Raw genomic sequence first — 18,987 nt, forward strand, 5'->3', positions numbered from 1 at the left:
CCAATTCGCGGAAATCCGCGATTATTTTGTGCCCCGCGGACAAGAACGCGACAGAGTGTTGCGCGAATGCCACGTTGTTCGGCACGCCCTTACTATCTCGGTCGCGGCCCCGCAACAGGCGTTTTTGCCGAGGCTCAAACAGAAAAAGGGGCCGGAGCGGCTGGCTCCGGCCCATTGAGGTGTCGTTCGCAGGAGGAACGTGGGGAGGCGAGACCGGGGGGAGAGGAGGAGAGTCCCGGTCTCGCCAAACTTGCGATCAGTTGTAGGCGCGTTCTCCGTGTTCGCCGATGTCGAGACCTTCGACTTCGACTTCTTCGGAAACTCGCAGCCCGGTAACCAGCTTGGTCACGAAGGCGGCGATGATCGTCCCGACGGCGGCCCAGACGATGGCCACCACCACGGCAACGATCTGGGTGACCACCTGGTCGCCCATCACGAAGTCGTCGCCGCCCGGCCCGCCGAGCGCCGGCGAATAGACGATGCCGGTGCCGATCGCGCCGATCATGCCGCCGATGCCGTGGATGCCGAAGGCGTCGAGCGAGTCGTCGTAGCCCAGTGCGCTCTTCAACTTGGACACGGCCATGAAGCAGATCGCCGAGGCGACGAAGCCGAGGACGATGGCCCCGAACGGACCGGAGTTGCCGGCAGCCGGCGTGACCGCGACCAGGCCGGCGACGACACCGGAGCAGAAGCCCAGCGCCGAGCCCTTGTGGCCGGCCAGCTTCTCCATGAGCATCCAGCCGAGCCCGGCGGCCGCGGTGGCGACGAAGGTGTTGATCATCGCCAGCCCGGCAGTGCCGTCGGCTTCGAGCTCGGATCCGGCATTGAAGCCGAACCAGCCGACCCACAGCAGGCCCGTGCCGACCATGGTCAGCGTCAGGCTGTGCGGGGGCATCGGCTCGCTCGGATAGCCTTTGCGCTTGCCCAGGAAGTAGGCGAGCACCAGGCCCGAGACGCCGGCGTTGATGTGCACCACGGTGCCGCCCGCGAAGTCGAGGGCGCCCTTCTCGAAGAGAAAGCCGCCGCCGGCCCACACCATGTGAGCGATCGGGAAGTAGACGATGGTCAGCCAGACCGCCATGAACAGCATCGTCCCGGAGAACTTCATGCGTTCGGCGGTCGATCCGAGGATCAGCGCGGCGGTGATGGCGGCGAAGGTCATCTGGAAGCAGATGAACACGTATTCGCTGATGACTTCGTCGGAGAAGGTCGCCGCGGTCGAGTCCGGCGTCGTCGCGGCGAGGAAGGCATTACCCCAGCTGAAGAACGCGTTGCCTTCGGGGCCGAAGGCGGTCGAATAGCCCCACATCACCCAGATGAGCATGGCCAGCGCCGCGGTGGCGCCGATCTGCGTCATCGTCGAGAGCATGTTCTTGGAGCGGGTCAGCCCGCCGTAGAACAAGGCGAGACCCGGGAGGATCATCAGCAGAACGAGGATGGTCGAGGTCATCATCCAGGCGTTGTTGCCGGGATTGGCCACTGCGGCGGCCGGCGCCGCCTCGACGGTTGCCGCGGCGATCGGCGCCGCTGCGGCGGTTGTCGCATCCATCGCGGCGGTTGTTGCGTCGGTCGCCACTTCGGCGGCCTTGGCGGCGAAAGCCACGAGCGAAGCCCCGAGGGCCGCCGTGCCGTAAGCAAGTTTGCGGATCATCGTAAAACCCCTCATGTCTCTTAGAGCGCCGTGTCCCCGGTCTCGCCGGTGCGGATGCGCGTGGTCGACGCCAGGTCGAGCACGAAGATTTTCCCGTCGCCGATGGAATCGGTGCTGGCTGCGGTCTGAATCGTCTCGACCACCTGCGGCGCGAGAGCATCGGTGGCGGCGATTTCGAGCTTCACCTTGGGCAGCATGTTGGTCGAGTATTCCGCACCGCGGTAGATTTCGGTCTGGCCCTTCTGGCGGCCGAAACCCTTGACTTCGGATACCGTCATGCCCGCGACCCCGATGGCGCCGAGCGCCTCGCGGACTTCGTCGAGCTTGAACGGCTTGATGATGGCGATGATGAACTTCATCACGAACCCCTCTTGCTTACCGGATCGGTCCCGGCCGAGGAGCGCTACGCAATCATCGTGCCAAAATGTCGAAATGCGCCGTTTACCGCCGGTTACAGCTACCGCAGCGCGCGCGCCGTCCGTTCGGCTGCCCGAGCGCCGGGCAGCTGCCCAATATCTAGGCAATTGTATACTTGACAAAGCAGGCCTCTCTGCTAGGGTGTTTTCACAGACAGAGAGAGCCGAAATGAACGTCTTTGAACCCCGCTTCCAAAACGAAGATGCAGCCCGCGAGCACCTTGAGGCGCTGCACTGGCCGGACGGTCCTGCCTGCCCTCATTGCGGCTCGCTCGATGCCAAGCGCCTGCCTCCGCAGCACCGCAAGGCGACCAAGGCGCATCCGGGCGGCACGACCCGCAAGGGCGTTATCCAGTGCAACGATTGCCGCCAGCAATACACCGTGACTGTCGGCACCGTGTTCGAGCGCTCCAAGGTTCCGCTCAACAAGTGGCTTCTGGTGAACCACCTGCTCTGCTCGTCGAAGAAGGGTATGAGCGCCCACCAGATCGCCCGTATGATCGACGTTACCTACAAGACCGCTTGGTTCATGATGCATCGCATCCGCGAAGCCATGAAGGCCGTCGATAGCGAACCCCTCGGTGGCTACGGCACCACCATTGAAGCCGATGAAACCTACGTTGGCGGCAAGACCAAGAACCGCAATGCCAAACAGCAGCGCCGCTTCGATAAGCGCCGCTCGCACGTTGCCGACAAGCAGCCTGTCGTTTCGCTAGTCGAGCGCGGCGGCAAGGTCCGTTCGTTCCATATCGAACGCGCCACCGCCGAAACCCTGCGCACCGTGCTCGTTACCAACGCCGACCGTGGCAGCTGGCTCATGACCGACGATCACAGCGGCTATAAGACCGTTGGGCGCGAGTTCACCGGGCACGGCGTGGTGAAGCACTCGTTGGGCGAATATGGCCGTCACGGCGTGTTCCATACCAACACCGTCGAAGGCTTCTTTTCGATCTTCAAGCGCGGCATCGTCGGCATCTACCACCATGTCAGCGAGAAGCACCTGCACCGCTACACCAGCGAGTTCGACTTCCGTTACAACACTCGCAAGCTGACTGACTTCGAGCGCGCCGACGAAAACCTGCTTGGCGCCGTTGGCAAGCGCCTCACCTATCGGCGGGCTGGTTCTCTCCAAGCCGCGTAAGGCGAAGCCTGCGCGCCGCATTGGCGAAAGGCGAAAGCGTTGGAGTAAATAGTCGTTTTCCCCAACCGCGTGGCCTAGCGGACTCCGAAACCTCCCAGACTCGCATTATTCGGGAAGGTCGCGGGGTGCCCGAAGACACCCCGTCGATTCGCACTTGGCAATTTTGCTGGACCGCCAAGCCGGATCGAAGGAGCCCGAAGGCCCCCCGGCTGTGCAACTCTGGTGTGCCTTCGGCTCCTCTTTTTTGCAAGCGTCCTGCGACCAAACGAAGAGGAAAACGGCCATGGCCGCATGGTATAAATATGGATTCTATCTGACCCAGAGCGACAGCGAACAATTCGACAAGCTTTATCACCCCGGCACGACAGCACCGTACTCGGGCATCTATCGTTGTGAAAACTGCGGAGAAACGAATGCCTGCAACGCAGGGGACCCGTTGCCGCCGCAGAACCACGCGCAACATGCGCCGTCGCAGGGAGCGATCCTCTGGCGGCTCATTGTGTGGGCTTGACACCTTGAAGGGATAGCGCCCGCACCTCTGCGCTTGGCAGATGCCCCCAGAGCGCGGGCGCTAGACCGTTGAGCGCCATAGCCACGCCCGCAAGCCGGTTGGCCGGGATGTTCTCTTGCATAAACTCAGCGACTTTCTGAACGTCGCTGTCCGCGCTTAGGACCATCCTTGGCTCCTTTCGGCTTGTGCGGCTTCGGCGGCGTCTTCAGCATCCGCCTCAGCACTTCGTCTTCTTTCTTTTGATCGGTGTCTGTCATGACCATCTCTCTTGAAGACCTACATCGCGCCATCGGCAGAGTCGTCTATGAATGGGCACACCTAGAGGATGGCGTCGATGCCCTTGTCTTTGACCTTGCCGCGATCCTTACGCGGGCCTTCTATGACGAACGGGGAGCAGGCTTAGCCTATATGCTTCTTACATCGAACCTGGACCTTAGAGCAAACATTGCAACGGCAAAGGCCCTTGCCCTCCAAGCCGCCGAAGATTTGCCAGATCTCTTCGTTGAATTGGACCCCGTCCTAAACAACATCGAAGGTGAATTGCGAAATGAGCGAAACCGCTTCGTCCACGACAGGTGGATAATTCTCAATGAGAAAATTGTGCGCGTGAAAGCCGGTAGCAAAATCTCTCGGGAGCGCGGCTCGGGCCAACACCGCTTAGACATCGGAACGATCAAGGAATTTGCCCAACTATCAGAGGTCGAAAGTGTTGCGGATCACATCGCGGAAACGAGGCACGCTATCTTTCGATTCCAAGACCAACTTCAAGAAGCATACCGGCAGAAATTCCCTCCCGAAGAATAGCCTCGACAACCTCGCGTGGCGATCCCGGGCTGGAGCTATCGTGCCAAGCCAACGAAGCATACGCTTGTAGACCCGCCTCAATCATAGCGTCGGTAACCTCAACCCCATCCTTGGCATCGGCTGCCATGTGGCTTCCCCGGATATTGGGGCACCGGATACTCGAGTCATCAGCCTGTAACGCCGGGCAAACCCACCCGAATCGGCCTGCTTTGTCAAGTATACAATGCCCAATATCTAGGCAGTTATGTCGCCGACAAAGCAAGCGCCAGGCGGGCGACGACCGGGAGGTGGTCCGAAGCGCTGGTGGCGCTCGCGCTGTGGTGCACCCGGGCATCGCGGCACGACCATTCGGGCGAAGCGACGATGCGGTCGAGCGAGGCGAGCGGCTGGCGGCTGGGAAAGCTCTTGCCTGTCTCGAGCACCTGCCAGCTGTCGCGCAGCTCCTGCAGCGCGCGCTTGCCGGTGCCCCACTGATTGAAGTCGCCCAGCAGGACGGTCGGGTGATCGCCGTCGCAATCGTCGCAGTGGCGCAGCACGGCCTTGACCTGGTCGCGCCGGCGCAGGCCCGAGAGGTCGAGGTGCATGCCGAGCACACGCACGATGCGCGCCTCGATCCTGAGGTCGGCGCGCACCGCGCCGCGCGGCTCGAGCGTCGGCAAATGGAGCGCCTCGGTCTCGACGATCTCGATGTCGCGCCGCACCAGCAAGGCATTGCCGTGCCAGCCGAGGCTGCGCGGGCGGCGGGAAACCTCGGCCGCGCGCCACGGCGTGTCGTCGAGCAGGGCCTTGGGGAGCACGCTTTCACGCTCGCCGAAGCGGCGATCGCATTCCTGCAACGCGATGACGTCGGCATGCAGTTCGCGCAGGACGCGGATAATGCGGTCGGGATCGAAGCGCCCGTCGACGCCCACGGCCTTGTGGATGTTGTAGCTGGCGAAGGTCAGCTCCATCGGTTCGGCCGCTCCGCTCAATCGGGCACGGTGCCGGGCGCTCCGGCGATATAGCGGTCGGTCGGCTTGGCCGGCAGACCGTCGATGCTGGTCCGGCGGGTCCGGTACTTGCCGGCCCATTCGGCCGGGTCGGCCTTGGCGTGGTGCTTGAGCAGCGTCGGCCGCTCGCGCTCGAGCGTCATCAGCGGCACGCCGTAGCCGCAGCTCGTCTGCACGCTCTCCACCGCGATATCGAAGATCTGCCGCGTTCCCGGCAGCATGGTGAAATGCGCCGCCAGCTCGTCCCACCCGCGATCCCACGGCACCACGGGCCTGCCCCGGCCGTAGATCCTGAGGATCAGCGCCGGTTGCCGGAAGTTGCAGAACATCAGCGTGATGCGTCCGCCCGCACCCTTGTCGTCGGCGAGCAGGTGGGCATTGGTCTCGTTGCCCGATCCGCCGAGGTCGAGGTAGGCGACGCGCTTGGGCGCCAGAACGCGGAAGGCGTCGTAGCCCTTGGGGCTCAGGTTGATCCGCGCGTCCTCGGCCGCAGTCGCCACGAAGAACACCGGCTGCGCGGCGATCATCGCCCGGTGCGCCGCGCTCAGTTCGTCGAAGAATTCGGCCATGCTCTTCCCATACATAGCTTCGTCATTCCCGCGAAGGGCATGACGAATCGAGCCTACCGCTCCTTGGTCGCGCTGAAGGTCAGCTCGGGGTTCTTTTCCTGCTGGTAGCCGACGTCCCACGGGCTCTTGGCCATGAACACCATGTCCCCGTCGCGGTCCTTGGCGAGGTTGGCGCGGTTGAACTCCTCGAAGCTTCGCAGCGCCTCGGGCGAGCCTCTGAGCCAGCGGGCGGTGGCGAAGGGCGAAGCTTCGAGCCCGGCCTCGACCTTGTATTCGGCCTCGAGCCGCGAGACGAGCACCTCGAGCTGCAGCTGCCCGACCACGCCGACGATCCACTGCGCGCCGATCTCGGGATAGAAGACCTGGATCACGCCTTCCTCGCTGAGATCGTCGAGCGCCTTCCTCAGTTGCTTGGTCTTGGTCGGATCGCGCAGCTGCACGCGGCGGAGGATTTCCGGCGCGAAGTTGGGCAGCCCGGTGAAGCGTACGTCGTTCTTTTCCGACAGCGTGTCGCCCACCCGCAGCGTGCCGTGGTTGGGGATGCCGATGATGTCGCCGGCCTCGGCGGTGTCGGCGATCTCGCGGTCCTGCGCGAAGAACAGGATCGGCGAATGCACCGCGATCGGCTTGCCCAGCCCGCTCGGCGTCAGCTTCATGCCGCGCTTGAAGGTGCCCGAGACCATGCGCATGAAGGCGATGCGGTCGCGGTGCTGCGGGTCCATGTTGGCCTGGACCTTGAAGATGAAACCGGTGACCTCGTCGCGCTCGGGGCTGATCTCGCCCTGTTCGGACGGCTGCGGGCGCGGCTCGGGAGCGAAGCGGGCAATCGCCTCGACGATCTCGTTGACCCCGAAGTTCTTGAGCGCCGAGCCGAAATAGACCGGCGTCAGGTCGCCGCTGCGATAGGCTTCGAGGTCGAACGGCGCATAGCCCTCGCGCGCCAGCAAGCCCTCCTCGGCGACGCGTGCGACACCATCGGCGCTCAGGTATTCGGCTAACACCGGGTCCCCGGCGCCGCTCGTCTCGACGGTCTTGCCGTGGAATTCCTTGGCGTCGCCTTGCGGCAGGTGGAGCTGGCCGCTCTCGAAATCGAACACGCCTTCGAACAGCCCGCCCATCCCGACCGGCCAGCTCATCGGCGACACGTCGAGCGCCAGCTTGTCGGCAATCTCGTCGAGCAGTTCGAACGGCTCGCGCCCCTCGCGGTCGATCTTGTTGATCAGCGTGATGATCGGCACCGAGCGCAGCCGGCAGACCTCGAACAGCTTGAGCGTCTGCGCCTCGATGCCGGCGGCGGCGTCGAGCACCATGATCGCCGAGTCCACCGCGGTCAGCGTGCGATAGGTGTCTTCGGAGAAGTCCTCGTGCCCCGGGGTGTCGAGCAGGTTGAAGGTGATTCCGTTCTTTTCGAAGGTCATCACCGAGCTGGTCACCGAAATGCCGCGCTGCTGTTCGATCTTCATCCAGTCGCTGCGCGCGCGCCGCGCCTGGCCGCGGGCTTTCACCTCGCCGGCAAGATGGATGGCCCCGCCCTGCAGCAGGAGCTTTTCGGTCAGCGTCGTCTTGCCCGCGTCGGGGTGAGAGATGATGGCGAAGGTGCGGCGGTTGGAAGTCATGTCTCGATGGCGGTGTTGCAGCCTGTGAGCGGCCTTGGACCGAGCGTCACGCTGTAGGAAAGTGTTTTCTTGGGCTCGGCGCGCGGCCCTAGCCGGGCAGGACGGTCACGTCCATGCGGAAGCCGCGCTGCCTCGCCGCAAGCGAGGGTCATGATGTGACGGAAAACTGCGACACGTCACATCCAAAAATGGTCACCCGGACTTGTTCCGGGGCGGTGCTTTCTTTGCAACCTCGCCGAAGAAAAGCACTGGCCCGGAACAAGTCCGGGCTGACCGTGAGAGGATCGGCCCTCAGATCAGCGAAAACCTGCCTGTCGGCTAACGACCCAATTGCGGACATTGGGCGCGCTTGTCTGCCAGCCTGAAAGCTGCAACTTACTGTTCGTCTGGTGTGCGCTAGGGTCAGAGAATGCATGTATTCTGCAATCTTGAAGATGCTGGCGACGGCCTGCCGCCTTTGTGCGACATGACTTTTGAGGTCGTTGACAAAGCTTTCGATGAGAGCGCATCGACCTGGCGCATAAGCTTATGTGCCAGTGCTACGCCATACGAACCCGTAGGCTTTGTTGTCGACATACCAGTAGTTGGCTGGAGAGAGCAGATCGTTGGTGACGAAGATAGCGCTTTTCATAGCTTTTGGGGGCCGGTGACATTGCGAACGCGGGGCCACGATAGCGATAGACTGTTAGCACTTATGGCTGACTATTACGGGTTATCATCACCATCCGACAAACGACTACGCTGGCTGCCTAAGTACTTTCAGCCCCGTGACACCCTTTTGGGGAAAGGGTGGATTTTTTCTCAATGCGTAAACTGCCTTGCCGTAGGCATCCAATCAAACCCTGCGCTTATTTCTGACCATCCGGTGCATATGAAGCTCTTCTTTGATGATGGAGTTGAAGATGGTAACTACGCAGAAGTCTTCCTCGACATCGATTTGCCGCAGGGACTTTGTGCCTTGAACGAAAAAGATGAGGAATATCGCCCGCAGTTGGTTCATTGGTTATCTGTGCCGGGAATCGTTAACGCTAATCCGCGTGGCTGATAAGTTAGGATTCCAGTCAATAGCCGTTCCGCTTTCCACCCATAATCAGACGTTCGCACATGGCGCGGCGCTCGCCAGAAGCCGACAGGCGGCTTTCGCGCTTCGCGACCCGAAAGCAGACTGTCTGCAAACGACCCATTGCGGACATCCGCGGCAGGGCTACGACCACCGTTATGAGACGGAATCTAGTGGTTTTAACGATAGTCGCTGCTGCGTGCGGCGTCTGGGCAGGTTGGTCAGCGCGAAGTTATCTTGTCATCGACAGTTGCCTCGATGGAGGGGGTCGCTGGGCCAGCCGCGGCGATCGCTGCGAGGACATCACGCCCCCAAAGCGCACCGGCGGCGACGGGCAAACCACCAGTTCGAACGTGCAATCAAGATTGGTTGCCGCGGCACAGAGTGTGTCGCTAGAATTTCCACTGCAATTTGATCCAACCAATGCTCCCCCCAGCTATACCGAAATTGGTGCAAATCGAGGTCGGAAGAAGAGCCCGGAGCACCTAATCGATGCGCTGGTGCTTTGCAGCCCGGAGTTGGCTTGGATCGAGAAAACTTCCCATTCGATGGCGATCATAATGCCGTCAGACGAGAACGCGGTATGGACGGGAGTGAACGGCGCGGGATTTTCTGACGAGGACATCATCGGCTGCATCAAACAGAGCACCGCGGAGCCATTCCTCTATCGCAAGGTGACTACAGGGACCGACACTTTCCGCCGGAACTAATGTCGGCTTTCCACCCAAGATCGGACGTAGGGCGATAACCCACCGATTCCTAAAAGCGGGCACCGTGCGAGGGACGACAGCTTACCCCCGCAGTTCCGCACCCAGCTTGGCCGCGCTTGCCACGATCTTGTCGGCAATCGCCTTGAGCGCCTCGTCGGTGTAGCTCTTCTCGGCCGGCTGCAGCACCACCTCGATCGCCAGCGACTTTCTGCCCTCGGGCACGCCTTGGCCGCGAAAGTCGTCGAAAACGCGGGCATCGACGATGTTGGCCTTGTCGGCGCCCTTCACCGCGCGCAGCAGGTCGCCCGACGGCAAGCCGGCATCGACCAGGAACGCGAAGTCGCGGGTGACCGCCTGCAGCGCCGGGGGAGCGTAAGCAGGGCGAGCGAACGTGCCGCCACCCTTCCTGGCCGGAATGGCATCGAGGTACAGTTCGGCCGCCACGACGGGCCCTTCGATATCGAACGCGGCGAGCGTCGTGGGATGCAGCGTGCCGAACCGCGCCAGAACGTTCTTCGGACCAAGCCGCAGCGTCGCCGACTGGCCCGGATGAAACTGCGGCCCCGCCTCGCCCATGACCATGAGATTGGCCACCGGCGCGCCGGCCGCTTCGAGCAGCGCGAGGGCTTCGGCCTTGGCGTCGAAGGCATCGAACGCGGCGGCCTTGCCGCTGGCCCAGCCGCGCGGCGTCTTTTCGCCCGCCAGCAGCACGCCCAGCGTCGCGCGTTCGTCGCTGCGCCCGGCAGAACCGCGCAGATACCGACGGCCGAGTTCGAACAGCCGCACGCCGTCCGCGCCGCGGTCGCTGTTGCGCTTGGCGGCAGCAAGCAGCCCGGGGAGGAGCGAAGGCCGCATGGCCTTCATGTCCTCGCTGATCGGGTTTTCCAGAATCCACAGCCCGCCGTTGCCTTCGGCGAAATGCTCGGCCTCGCGTTCGGGCAGGAAGGACCAGGTGACGGCTTCGTTCAGGCCGCGCGCGGCCGCGGCGCGCCGAACCTTGCGCTCCATCACCTGTTCGGCCGTGGCGGTCGGACGGGCAACTCCATCCTCGCGCGGCAGGGCGACGCTTGCGATCGAATCGAGCCCGTGGATGCGGACCACTTCCTCGACGATGTCGGCCGGGCCCTCGATATCGTGGCGGCGCAGTGGTGCGGTGACCCGCCAGGCCTGCCCCGCATCTGACGCAGCGGGCGAAACGCCGAAGTCGAGCGCCGCCAGCGTGGCGCGCTGCTCTTCGTCGCCGATCGCCACTCCCCCGAGTTTCGTGGCCAGCGAGGGATCGTACGCGACGACCGTCGGCTCGCTCGGCGGCGAACCGGCACGCACGATCTCGCTCACCTCGCCGCCGCAGATGGTGACAATCAGCGAAGTGAGAATCTCGAGCCCATCGTCGAGGAACGCCGGATCGACGCCGCGCTCGAACCGGGTCCGGGCATCGCTGGCGAGCCCCAGCCGGCGCCCGGTCTGGCCGATCCGCTCGGGGTCGAAATAGGCGATTTCGAGCAGGACGTCGCGCGTCGCGTCCGAGACTCCCGAATCCTCGCCGCCCATGATGCCGGCGATGTCGTGCACGCCGTTATCGTCGGCGATCACCGTCATCTCGCTGTCGAGCGTGTAGGTCTTTTCGTTCAGCGCCATGACCTGCTCGCCGTCCCGCGCGCGGCGCGCGGCGACCGGGCCCTTGAGCTTGGCCAGGTCGTAGGCGTGGGCCGGGCGGCCGAAGGCGAGCATCACATAGTTGGTGATATCGACCAGCGCCGAGATCGGCCGCTGGCCGGACGCGATCAGCCGCTGCTGCATCCATTCGGGCGCGCTGCCGTTGCTCACGCCGCGCACGACGCGGCCGTAGAAGGCCGGGCAGCCCTCCGCATCCTCGGTGCGAATTTCGACCGGGCACGGGAAGCTGCCGGCAACGGCCTCGACCGTGTAGGGTTTGAACCTGCCAAGGCCTGCCGCAGCGAGGTCGCGGGCGATACCCTGCACGCCCATGCAATCCGGCCGGTTGGGCGTCACCGCCACATCGAACACCGGCGAGGCGCCGTGGTATTCGGCGAAGCTCTCCCCGACGGGGGCATACTCGGGCAGCTCGATGATGCCCTGGTGGTCGTCGCCCAGCTCGAGCTCGCGCACCGAGCACATCATGCCGTTGCTCTCGACCCCGCGGATCGCGGACTTGCGCAGTTCCATGCCATTCGCCGGAACGATCGCGCCCGGCAGCCCGAGCACGCCTTTCATGCCCGCACGCGCGTTCGGGGCGCCGCAGACCACCTGCAGCGGTTCGCCTTCGCCCGTGCTGACCGTCAGCACCTGCAGCTTGTCGGCGTCGGGATGCGGCTTCGCGCTGAGCACCTCGGCGACGCGGAACCCGGCGAGCCGTTCGGCCGGATCCTCGACCCCCTCGACCTCCAGCCCGATGCGGTTGAGCGCCGCGGAAATCTCCCCCGCACTCGCCTCGGTTTCGAGGAAGTCCTTGAGCCATTCGAGCGAGAACTTCACGACTTAGCTCCCACCCCGGCGCTGAGCGTGGGCTGGTCGAACGGACTGAACCCGTAATGCCGCAGCCAGCGAACGTCGCCGTCGAAGAAGGCGCGCAGATCGTCCATGCCGTATTTCAGCATCGCCAGGCGGTCGACGCCGACGCCGAAGGCGAAGCCCTGCCACTCGCCGGGATCGAACCCACCCATCTCGACGACCCGGCGGTTGACCATGCCGCTGCCGAGCAGCTCCATCCAGCCGTGGCCCGGCTCGTCGCCCGATCCGCCGAGCACGCGGCGTCCGTTCTCGATGGCGAAGCCGACATCGGCCTCGACGCTCGGCTCGGTGAAGGGGAAGTAGCTCGGCCGCAGCCGCAGCACGATGTCCTCGCGCTCGAAGAAGGCCTTGAGGAAAGTCTCGAGCGTCCACTTGAGGTGGCCGAGATGAATGCCGCGGTCGATCACCAGGCCTTCGACCTGGTGGAACATCGGCGTGTGGGTCGCATCGGAATCGGAACGGTAGACACGGCCCGGTGCGATGACCCGGATCGGCGCGCCGCCGGGATTTTCCTGCGCCACTTTGCGCATCGTGCGAACCTGTACCGGACTTGTGTGCGTGCGGAGCAGCATTCGGTGCTCCTGTGCGCCGCTTGTGTTCCCCTGTGTCTCCTGTTCGGCAGGAAAATAGAACGTGTCGTGCATGGCCCGTGCCGGGTGGCTCTCGGGCATGTTGAGCGCTGTGAAGTTGTGCCAGTCGTCCTCGATCTCCGGGCCGGTGGCGACCGCGAAGCCCATGTCCGCGAAGATTTCCGCGAGCTCGTCCATCACCTGGCTGACCGGGTGGACCGAGCCCTTCGGCAGCTCTGGCGGGGGCAGCGTGAGGTCGAGCGTTTCAGCTTTAAGCCGCTGTTCCAGCTCAGCATTTTCCATCTCGGCCTTGCGCGCTGCGAGCAAGTCCGAGACCTCCTCGCGCAGCGCGTGAATCTTCGGTCCCTGCTCCTTGCGCTCGTCGGGCATCATGCCGCCGAGCGTCTTGAGCAGCGCCGAGACCGATCCCTGCTTGCCGAGATAGGCCACGCGCAGCTTCTCGAGCTCTTCGAGACTCTGGGCCGCGCCGATCCTCGAACGCGCTTCGCTACCGATTGCCGCCGTATCCACGCGGTCCGCTTCCGCCTCTTCTGCTGCCAAGCGCGGCTCCTTAGGGGGACCGGGCCGGAAGCGCAACGTGGGAGCTAGGCGCGGGGGTCGTCGGGCGGGTCGAGCGCCTGCACCGCAGCCCAGGACAAGGACACCCGCCGGCGCATGACCGCGCCGATGATCGGGTGCTCCATGGCCCCGTAGGCGCCCGGCCCCATGCCCATGAACTGCTTGAATTCGCGGACGAACTGCGCCTGGTCGTGATAGGCGCAGTCCATCGCCCCGATCCACTTGAGCGAGGGGTCGAGCAGATATTGCGAGAGGCTGCGCATGAACCGCTGACGGCGCAGCAGCAGCTTGGGCGAGAAACCGAAAGCGCGACGGCACATCCGCTCCAGCGTTCGCTGGCTGACATCCACTCGCTCGACCAGCTCGGCGACCGTGGCGACGTCGGGGTCGACCAGCGCCTTGTGGATCGCCAGGATCAGCGCCTCGCCCGGTACAGGCTCGCCGCGGTTGTCGAGAAACCACTCGGTGATACGCGCAAGTTCGCCGGATTCGTCGGGCTCGTCGGCAAACACCGCGCCCGCCAGCGATGCGAAGCCGGCAAACGCCGGGTGGCCGTGCCCGTCGGCGACGACGTCGGCAAGGTGATGGGCCGGCACGCGGACGTATCTGGCCCAGCCCAGCGGCAGCAGACCGACGCCCCAGATCCGCGCAGTGCCCACCGAAAAGCGCACCGCACGCGAACTTGGGCCGGTTGCTGCAAAGGAAGAGCCGGCCACCGAAGTCCCGTTGGGCGAATGCGCCTCGGGAAGTCCGCCGGAACAGAAGCGCAAATTGGCCCATTCGGGATGCAGGTGATCCTGCGCGCGCGCGCCGTCAGAAACGGTAATGTCGGTGAAGTAGAAGGTCGTGAAATAGCGGCGCAGCTCGGGCGGCGGCTCGTAAAAGCGCACATCGACCCTGCACTCTTCCGTCACCGCACTCGCTGCCCCCTGCAAAGCTCGGCCCGTTCCGATCCCTAGCGTTCAGGGAACCGCAAAAGCCCAGAAAAAGCAAGACCTTCTACCGCTCAGCCTTTCGCGGGGGCGACCGGGCGCCCAGGAAAGAGCGCGGGAATGCGTCCTGGCGGTCGTATCGGAGGCAGCATGCGCGGACAAGAAAAGGGCGCGGTTGGCGATGCCAGCCGCGCCCTCTTCAGCTCTTTGGGGATCAATCCGGGATCAGGCCGGAAGAGCCTGCTTGGCCTGCTTGATGATCGTGCCGAAGGCGTCGCCTTCGTTCATCGCCAGGTCGGCCATGACCTTACGGTCGAGCTCGATGCCGGCGAGCTTCACGCCGTGCATGAACTGCGAATAGCTCAGCCCCTCGGCGCGGACCGCGGCGTTGATCCGCTGGATCCACAGCGCGCGGAAGTTGCGCTTTTTGACCTTACGATCGCGGTAGGCGTACTGCCCGGCCTTCTCGACCGCCTGGCGGGCGACGCGAATGGTGTTCTTGCGGCGACCGCGATAGCCCTTGGCCTGGTCGAGGATCCGCTTGTGCTTGGTACGGGTGGTGGTCCCGCGCTTGATACGTGCCATGTCGAAATACTCCTGTCGCTAACGCGGCTCAACCGAGACCGTACGGGGCCCACTTCTTGATCGTCTTCGCGTCGGCGTCGGCGATCACCTTGGTTCCCCGCTGTTGGCGGATGTACTTCGCATTGTGGCTGATCAGACGGTGGCGCTTGCCGGCGACACCGTGCTTGACCTTGCCGTTGGCGGTGATCTTGAAGCGCTTCTTCACACCGCTCTTGGTCTTCAGCTTGGGCATTTTCATCTCCTTGTCAGAGACACGTTGCAAACCGGCCCTGGCAGCCCTTTCAGCCAGGCAGGCCCATGGATTCTTGGGAATCACGTGTCGGTGAAGGGCGCGCAACTAGTGCCAAGCGGGGCAAAAGGCAAGCCGTTCAATGCGCGTGGTCGTGCCCGTGCGCCGCTCCGCCCATCGCCTCGAGCACGTCGTCGAGCCGCGCCGGATCACCGAGCGCCAGCACGAGGCCTTCGGACTCGGCGTTGAGCGGCTCGCCGTTCCAGTCGCACATCGTGCCTCCCGCGCCCTCGACCACCGGGACCAGCGCGGCGAAATCGTGCAGCTTGAGCCCGGCCTCGCAGACCACGTCGACGTGGCCCGAAGCGAGCAGCGCGTAGTTGTAGCAGTCGCCGCCCCAGATGATTTTGCGCTCGGCCACCGCGCCCGACAGTTGCATGAAGGGTTCGACCTGCTCGCCGGAGAACAGGTGCGGACTGGTCGTCGCCAGCACCGCGCCGGAGAGTTCGCTGCACAGCGCAGCGCGTACAGGCTTGCCGTTGAGGGTGGTTCCTTCGCCGGTCGCGCCGAGCCATCGTTCCCTCAGGATCGGCTGGTCGATCACCCCGAGCACGGGCCAGCCGTCCTGCAACAGTGCGATCAGCGTGCCGAAGATCGGCCGCCCGGCGATGAAGCTGGTGGTGCCGTCGATCGGGTCGAGCACCCATTGCCGGCCCGCGCCGGGATTGCGGTTGCCATATTCCTCCCCGATGATCCCGTCGCCGGGAAATTCCCGCTCGATCAGCGCGCGCATCGCCGCCTCGGCCGCCTGATCCGCCTCGGTCACGAACGACCGGTCGGCCTTCTGTTCGTGCGACCACTCCCCGCGATAGAGCGGCCGGATGGCATCACCGGCGGCATCGGCGAGGCGGCGAGCAAGGGCGATTTCGGCGGTAAGGTTCATCAAGCCGCGACTAACCTGTGGCGCGAAGGCCATGCAAGAAACTTCAGGGCCAGCTGAAGGTCAGCGGTGAAAAGAAGATCGAGATGGTCGTCGAATCCTCTGTCGGCTGGCCGAGCACGTCCCTTCCATCGAAAGAACGGGTGAGCTTGATGCCGCCAGATCCGCTGCTCCCACCGATATAGAACGGCAAATCGAAGATTTTGCGGTCGCCGTCGAAGGCGTATTCGAAACGTGGCGCAACACCCAGCGCTCCAATCCCGCGCAAGTTGAGGAATTCCGCACGGATTTCGCCGGCCAGCGTCCAGGTGGTAAACTTGCGCGGAGCAAGAAAATTGTAGGTGCCGCACTTGAGTAGCTGGTTGGCCGGCACGGTCTCGCAAATCTGAACGTCCTTCGCATCGTCGGGAATCGACCAGTCGCGCAGATAGCTCACCTGCGCCAGCAGCATCGCGCCCGGGCTGTAGCCACGCAGCAATTTGCTGCCTTTCGTCTCACCGACAATGCCGAAGGCGTGCGCTTCGATCTTTAGATTCTGGTGTTCGACCTCATCCTTCGTCCCCAACGCCATGGCCCGATCGAGAGTGAAGGCTTGCCGGTGGGCGTAGTCCTTATCGGGCCCAACCGAACCCGCGGCGGGATAGAACTTATACGTCTGCGTGCCGATCTTGGCCGATCCGCCGAAGCCGAAGAGCGGCTTGGGCTTCTCCTCCAGCGGGAGCCACAGCAGGCCCGACAGCTTGTTCAGAAGATCTCGATGCTTGGGATTTCCGTCTTTGTCTGCGGCCAATGCCCACAGAAGCGCCTCGTCACCGATACAGACCCTGTGCTTGTCCTCGCGGCAGGCATCAGCGAGCTGTTTGTCCAGAAAGGCGTCGAGCACATCGCGTGCATCCGACGCGTCGACTTTCCCGTACTGCACGAAATCGAAGCCCACCTGAATGCTGGTCTTGCTCGTGATGTCGAGATCCCCGACGCCGTCCTGGGTCGAGAAGACCTTCCCAAGCTTGGAATCCAGCGCAGTCGCGATCGCAACGAAGGGCGTGAATGTGCGCGGAGAATGCCCGTCGTAATTCGCCGCGTTGCAGCCGAGGTCGCTCTGCTCTCTCTTAGCGCTATGGTAGTAGCAATTGCGCAAATTGAGAGGAACGGAAAGCTTGAGCGAAGCCTCGGAGTCCTTGCCGAAGGCGACTTGCGGCACGAACCCAGCGGGCGACAGCGCCCGGCCCGGCAGCGATGTGGCGGCTTGATCGTACAACGCTGACGCTTCGACATCGGCGGCAGGCGCAAGGAGAGAGGCATCCGCCACGGTTTGTGCCGAGGCATCCCCGGTTGCGAGGGTGTCCGGCGGACCCTTGGGCACTCCGGTAAAGCATTTGCCCTCGAACACCGCGGGGTTGGCGATGACCGCCCGTCGCGCCTCGTCTGAGGCTAGTGCGCACCCGTCGGGCAGTGCGGCGCGAACTTGCTCCGGCGTCAACGGGGGCGGTGCACCTCGCAACTTGTCGATCTCCGCGCGCAACTCCCGCAGAACAGCCTCTTCGGCCGCAAGCCGTTTCTCCAGCTCCGCAATCTTTATTTTGTCGGGATTAGTTTGCTGCGCCATTGCTGGCGTAGAAAACACGAGCGCCAGCATACTTGCGGAGGTGAAGATGCGACCCATGATCGTTGCCCCCTGTTCGATCAGCGGTAAGTATGATCGGAATAGCGGGAATGACAAGCATGATCGAGCACGAGTTTTAGTTCGGATTGTTTTGGGCTCAGTCCCCCACCGCCTCGCGCAGCGGCTTTGTATCGTCCTTCACCCAGCTCGACACGGCGCGCACGCCCTGCGGGCCGGCCTTGCCCCAGTGGACCACGCCCGGAGCAATGCGCAGGCCTTTGCCGGGCTCGAGAACCACATCGGCCATTCCGGCGCGGGAAACAGTCGCGGAACCGCCCAGAACGTAAAGGAACTCCTCGCCATAATGGTAGTGCCGCGGAATTGCCGCGCCTGCCGGCATGTTGAGATCGCCGACGATCAGCGAATGGCCGGGGGCGGATTCGATCGGCCCTTCGAGCACCTGATTGATGCCGAGCGGCGGCGCGTAGACGGGGATGGGTGCGGGACTCGAAGCGCAGCCCGCCGTGGCTACCAGCCCGACCGCGGCAAGCGCGCGGCGCATCAGTCGAACAGGCTCGATACCGAGCTCTCGTCGGCAATGCGGCGCACCGCTTCGCCGATCAGCGGGGCGATCGGCAGGATCCGGATACGCTTGGAATCCCTGGCCGCGTCGGTCGGCAGGATCGAATCGGTGATCACCAGTTCGGTCAGCGCCGAGGTATCGACCCGCGCGACCGCCCCGCCCGAAAGCACGCCGTGGGTGATATAGGCCGCCACGCTCTTCGCGCCCTGGTCGAGCAGCGCCTGCGCGGCGTTGCATAGCGTCCCGCCCGAATCGACGATGTCGTCGATCAGGATGCAGTTGCGATCGCGCACAGAGCCGATGATGTTCATCACCTCGCTCTCGCCGGGCCGCTCGCGGCGCTTGTCGACGATCGCCAGCGGGGCATTGTCGAGCCTCTTGGCCAGCGCCCGGGCGCGGACCACGCCGCCCACGTCGGGCGAAACCACCGTGAGATCGCCCTCGTACCGCGCCTGGATGTCGGCCGCCATCGTCGGCGCGGCGAACAGGTTGTCGGTCGGGATGTCGAAAAACCCCTGAATCTGGCCGGCATGCAGGTCGACCGACAGCACGCGGTCCGCGCCGGCCTCGGTAATCAGGTTGGCGACGAGCTTCGCGCTGATCGGTGTGCGCGGGCCCGGCTTACGGTCTTGCCGGGCATAGCCGAAGTACGGCACGACCGCGGTAATGCGCTTGGCCGAGGAGCGCTTGCACGCGTCGATCGCGATCAGCAGTTCCATCAGGTTGTCGTTCGCCGGATAGCTCGTCGACTGGAGGATGAACATGTCTTCGCCGCGCACGTTCTCGTGGATCTCGATGAAGATTTCCTCGTCGGCGAAGCGCCGCACGCTGGCGTCGGTTAATGGAATCTCGAGGTAACCGGCGATCGCCCGGGCGAGCGGGAGGTTGGAATTGCCGGCCATGAGTTTCATCGGGGGCGCGCTCCTTTAGCCCGCAGAATCGCCTGCCGCCCGCTTAGCCGAGCGTCA

General features: G+C 64.1%; 20 protein-coding genes. 5 read left to right on the forward strand and 15 right to left on the reverse strand.

The annotated features are described in order from the left end of the window. Positions 1-256: 256 nt before the first annotated feature. Positions 257-1,651 carry an ammonium transporter gene (locus Q7I88_RS02140; RefSeq protein WP_305097392.1) on the reverse strand — a complete coding sequence of 465 codons (1,395 nt, stop codon included), beginning with the start codon at positions 1,649-1,651 and terminating at the stop codon, positions 257-259. Between the two features lie 20 nt (positions 1,652-1,671). After that, positions 1,672-2,010 carry a P-II family nitrogen regulator gene (locus tag Q7I88_RS02145; protein ID WP_305097393.1) on the reverse strand — a complete coding sequence of 113 codons (339 nt, stop codon included), beginning with the start codon at positions 2,008-2,010 and terminating at the stop codon, positions 1,672-1,674. 226 nt (positions 2,011-2,236) lie between these two features. On the opposite strand from Q7I88_RS02145, the gene Q7I88_RS02150 reads away from it, so the two are divergent. Next, positions 2,237-3,208: an IS1595 family transposase gene (locus tag Q7I88_RS02150; RefSeq protein ID WP_305097394.1), complete on the forward strand. Its 972-nt coding sequence runs from the start codon at positions 2,237-2,239 to the stop codon at positions 3,206-3,208. Positions 3,209-3,491: 283 nt separating this feature from the next. Next, positions 3,492-3,719: a hypothetical protein gene (locus Q7I88_RS02155; protein ID WP_305097395.1), complete on the forward strand. Its 228-nt coding sequence runs from the start codon at positions 3,492-3,494 to the stop codon at positions 3,717-3,719. 125 nt (positions 3,720-3,844) lie between these two features. Here the strand turns inward: Q7I88_RS02155 and Q7I88_RS02160 are convergent, their stop codons facing one another. Continuing rightward, positions 3,845-3,976 (reverse strand): hypothetical protein, encoded by a 132-nt coding sequence (locus tag Q7I88_RS02160; RefSeq protein ID WP_305097396.1) that lies wholly within the window; start codon positions 3,974-3,976, stop codon positions 3,845-3,847. On the opposite strand from Q7I88_RS02160, the gene Q7I88_RS02165 reads away from it, so the two are divergent. Continuing rightward, positions 3,975-4,523 (forward strand): hypothetical protein, encoded by a 549-nt coding sequence (locus Q7I88_RS02165; RefSeq protein ID WP_305097397.1) that lies wholly within the window; start codon positions 3,975-3,977, stop codon positions 4,521-4,523. The two genes, Q7I88_RS02160 and Q7I88_RS02165, sit on opposite strands and share 2 nt — an antisense overlap. A 242-nt stretch (positions 4,524-4,765) precedes the next feature. Here the strand turns inward: Q7I88_RS02165 and Q7I88_RS02170 are convergent, their stop codons facing one another. From Q7I88_RS02170 to Q7I88_RS02180, 3 genes are read right to left on the reverse strand one after another with little or no spacing between them, the layout of a single operon-like run. Next, positions 4,766-5,494, reverse strand: coding sequence for an endonuclease/exonuclease/phosphatase family protein (locus Q7I88_RS02170; protein ID WP_369426102.1), 729 nt, complete (start codon positions 5,492-5,494; stop codon positions 4,766-4,768). Then, positions 5,491-6,081, reverse strand: a complete 591-nt coding sequence (locus Q7I88_RS02175; protein WP_305097398.1) for a pyridoxamine 5'-phosphate oxidase family protein — start codon at positions 6,079-6,081, stop codon at positions 5,491-5,493. Before Q7I88_RS02175 ends, Q7I88_RS02170 begins: the two co-directional genes overlap by 4 nt. A gap of 53 nt (positions 6,082-6,134) precedes the next feature. Further along, a complete protein-coding gene (locus Q7I88_RS02180; protein ID WP_305097399.1) occupies positions 6,135-7,697 on the reverse strand; it encodes a peptide chain release factor 3 in 1,563 nt (520 codons plus the stop codon). Between the two features lie 409 nt (positions 7,698-8,106). Between Q7I88_RS02180 and Q7I88_RS02185 the strand changes: the two genes are divergently transcribed. Together Q7I88_RS02185 and Q7I88_RS02190 are read left to right on the forward strand one after the other, a co-directional pair. Continuing rightward, complete coding sequence (locus Q7I88_RS02185) at positions 8,107-8,742, forward strand: hypothetical protein (RefSeq protein ID WP_305097400.1); 636 nt, start codon at positions 8,107-8,109, stop codon at positions 8,740-8,742. A 173-nt stretch (positions 8,743-8,915) separates the two neighbouring features. After that, positions 8,916-9,467 (forward strand): hypothetical protein, encoded by a 552-nt coding sequence (locus tag Q7I88_RS02190; RefSeq protein WP_305097401.1) that lies wholly within the window; start codon positions 8,916-8,918, stop codon positions 9,465-9,467. A gap of 81 nt (positions 9,468-9,548) precedes the next feature. Here the strand turns inward: Q7I88_RS02190 and pheT are convergent, their stop codons facing one another. The 9 genes from pheT to Q7I88_RS02235 form a co-directional block, all read right to left on the reverse strand. Then, the gene (gene pheT / locus Q7I88_RS02195) at positions 9,549-11,963 is read right to left on the reverse strand and encodes a phenylalanine--tRNA ligase subunit beta (RefSeq protein ID WP_305097402.1); all 2,415 of its coding nucleotides are present in this window, start codon (positions 11,961-11,963) and stop codon (positions 9,549-9,551) included. Then, positions 11,960-13,099 (reverse strand): phenylalanine--tRNA ligase subunit alpha, encoded by a 1,140-nt coding sequence (pheS, locus tag Q7I88_RS02200; RefSeq protein ID WP_305098650.1) that lies wholly within the window; start codon positions 13,097-13,099, stop codon positions 11,960-11,962. The genes pheT and pheS overlap by 4 nt, the downstream gene beginning before the upstream one ends. 74 nt (positions 13,100-13,173) lie before the next feature. Further along, positions 13,174-14,061, reverse strand: coding sequence for a helix-turn-helix domain-containing protein (locus Q7I88_RS02205; RefSeq protein WP_305097403.1), 888 nt, complete (start codon positions 14,059-14,061; stop codon positions 13,174-13,176). A gap of 243 nt (positions 14,062-14,304) precedes the next feature. Then, on the reverse strand, positions 14,305-14,664 hold the full coding sequence (gene rplT / locus Q7I88_RS02210; RefSeq protein WP_305097404.1) for a 50S ribosomal protein L20: 360 nt from the start codon (positions 14,662-14,664) through the stop codon (positions 14,305-14,307). Positions 14,665-14,692: 28 nt separating this feature from the next. Next, complete coding sequence (gene rpmI, locus Q7I88_RS02215) at positions 14,693-14,896, reverse strand: 50S ribosomal protein L35 (RefSeq protein ID WP_305097405.1); 204 nt, start codon at positions 14,894-14,896, stop codon at positions 14,693-14,695. A 136-nt stretch (positions 14,897-15,032) separates the two neighbouring features. Next, positions 15,033-15,836, reverse strand: coding sequence for a histidinol-phosphatase (gene hisN / locus Q7I88_RS02220; protein WP_305097406.1), 804 nt, complete (start codon positions 15,834-15,836; stop codon positions 15,033-15,035). A 43-nt stretch (positions 15,837-15,879) separates the two neighbouring features. Next, positions 15,880-17,496: a hypothetical protein gene (locus Q7I88_RS02225; RefSeq protein ID WP_305097407.1), complete on the reverse strand. Its 1,617-nt coding sequence runs from the start codon at positions 17,494-17,496 to the stop codon at positions 15,880-15,882. Between the two features lie 97 nt (positions 17,497-17,593). Beyond that, complete coding sequence (locus tag Q7I88_RS02230; protein WP_305097408.1) at positions 17,594-17,998, reverse strand: cupin domain-containing protein; 405 nt, start codon at positions 17,996-17,998, stop codon at positions 17,594-17,596. Continuing rightward, complete coding sequence (locus tag Q7I88_RS02235; RefSeq protein WP_305097409.1) at positions 17,998-18,930, reverse strand: ribose-phosphate pyrophosphokinase; 933 nt, start codon at positions 18,928-18,930, stop codon at positions 17,998-18,000. The genes Q7I88_RS02230 and Q7I88_RS02235 overlap by 1 nt, the downstream gene beginning before the upstream one ends. Positions 18,931-18,987: the final 57 nt, after the last annotated feature.

The sequence above is a fragment of the Croceibacterium aestuarii genome (genome assembly GCF_030657335.1).
Taxonomy (GTDB): Bacteria; Pseudomonadota; Alphaproteobacteria; order Sphingomonadales; family Sphingomonadaceae; genus Croceibacterium_B; species Croceibacterium_B aestuarii.

What these genes read in the sequence shown, in the direction of transcription:
- Q7I88_RS02140 (WP_305097392.1), bottom strand. Translation starts at nt 1,651, where the DNA reads ATGATCCGCAAACTTGCTTACGGCACGGCGGCCCTCGGGGCTTCGCTC.
- Q7I88_RS02145 (WP_305097393.1), bottom strand. Translation starts at nt 2,010, where the DNA reads ATGAAGTTCATCATCGCCATCATCAAGCCGTTCAAGCTCGACGAAGTC.
- Q7I88_RS02150 (WP_305097394.1), top strand. Translation starts at nt 2,237, where the DNA reads ATGAACGTCTTTGAACCCCGCTTCCAAAACGAAGATGCAGCCCGCGAG.
- Q7I88_RS02155 (WP_305097395.1), top strand. Translation starts at nt 3,492, where the DNA reads ATGGCCGCATGGTATAAATATGGATTCTATCTGACCCAGAGCGACAGC.
- Q7I88_RS02165 (WP_305097397.1), top strand. Translation starts at nt 3,975, where the DNA reads ATGACCATCTCTCTTGAAGACCTACATCGCGCCATCGGCAGAGTCGTC.
- Q7I88_RS02160 (WP_305097396.1), bottom strand. Translation starts at nt 3,976, where the DNA reads ATGACAGACACCGATCAAAAGAAAGAAGACGAAGTGCTGAGGCGGATG.
- Q7I88_RS02175 (WP_305097398.1), bottom strand. Translation starts at nt 6,081, where the DNA reads ATGGCCGAATTCTTCGACGAACTGAGCGCGGCGCACCGGGCGATGATC.
- Q7I88_RS02180 (WP_305097399.1), bottom strand. Translation starts at nt 7,697, where the DNA reads ATGACTTCCAACCGCCGCACCTTCGCCATCATCTCTCACCCCGACGCG.
- Q7I88_RS02185 (WP_305097400.1), top strand. Translation starts at nt 8,107, where the DNA reads ATGCATGTATTCTGCAATCTTGAAGATGCTGGCGACGGCCTGCCGCCT.
- Q7I88_RS02190 (WP_305097401.1), top strand. Translation starts at nt 8,916, where the DNA reads ATGAGACGGAATCTAGTGGTTTTAACGATAGTCGCTGCTGCGTGCGGC.
- rplT (WP_305097404.1), bottom strand. Translation starts at nt 14,664, where the DNA reads ATGGCACGTATCAAGCGCGGGACCACCACCCGTACCAAGCACAAGCGG.
- rpmI (WP_305097405.1), bottom strand. Translation starts at nt 14,896, where the DNA reads ATGCCCAAGCTGAAGACCAAGAGCGGTGTGAAGAAGCGCTTCAAGATC.
- hisN (WP_305097406.1), bottom strand. Translation starts at nt 15,836, where the DNA reads ATGAACCTTACCGCCGAAATCGCCCTTGCTCGCCGCCTCGCCGATGCC.
- Q7I88_RS02225 (WP_305097407.1), bottom strand. Translation starts at nt 17,496, where the DNA reads ATGGGTCGCATCTTCACCTCCGCAAGTATGCTGGCGCTCGTGTTTTCT.
- Q7I88_RS02230 (WP_305097408.1), bottom strand. Translation starts at nt 17,998, where the DNA reads ATGCGCCGCGCGCTTGCCGCGGTCGGGCTGGTAGCCACGGCGGGCTGC.
- Q7I88_RS02235 (WP_305097409.1), bottom strand. Translation starts at nt 18,930, where the DNA reads ATGAAACTCATGGCCGGCAATTCCAACCTCCCGCTCGCCCGGGCGATC.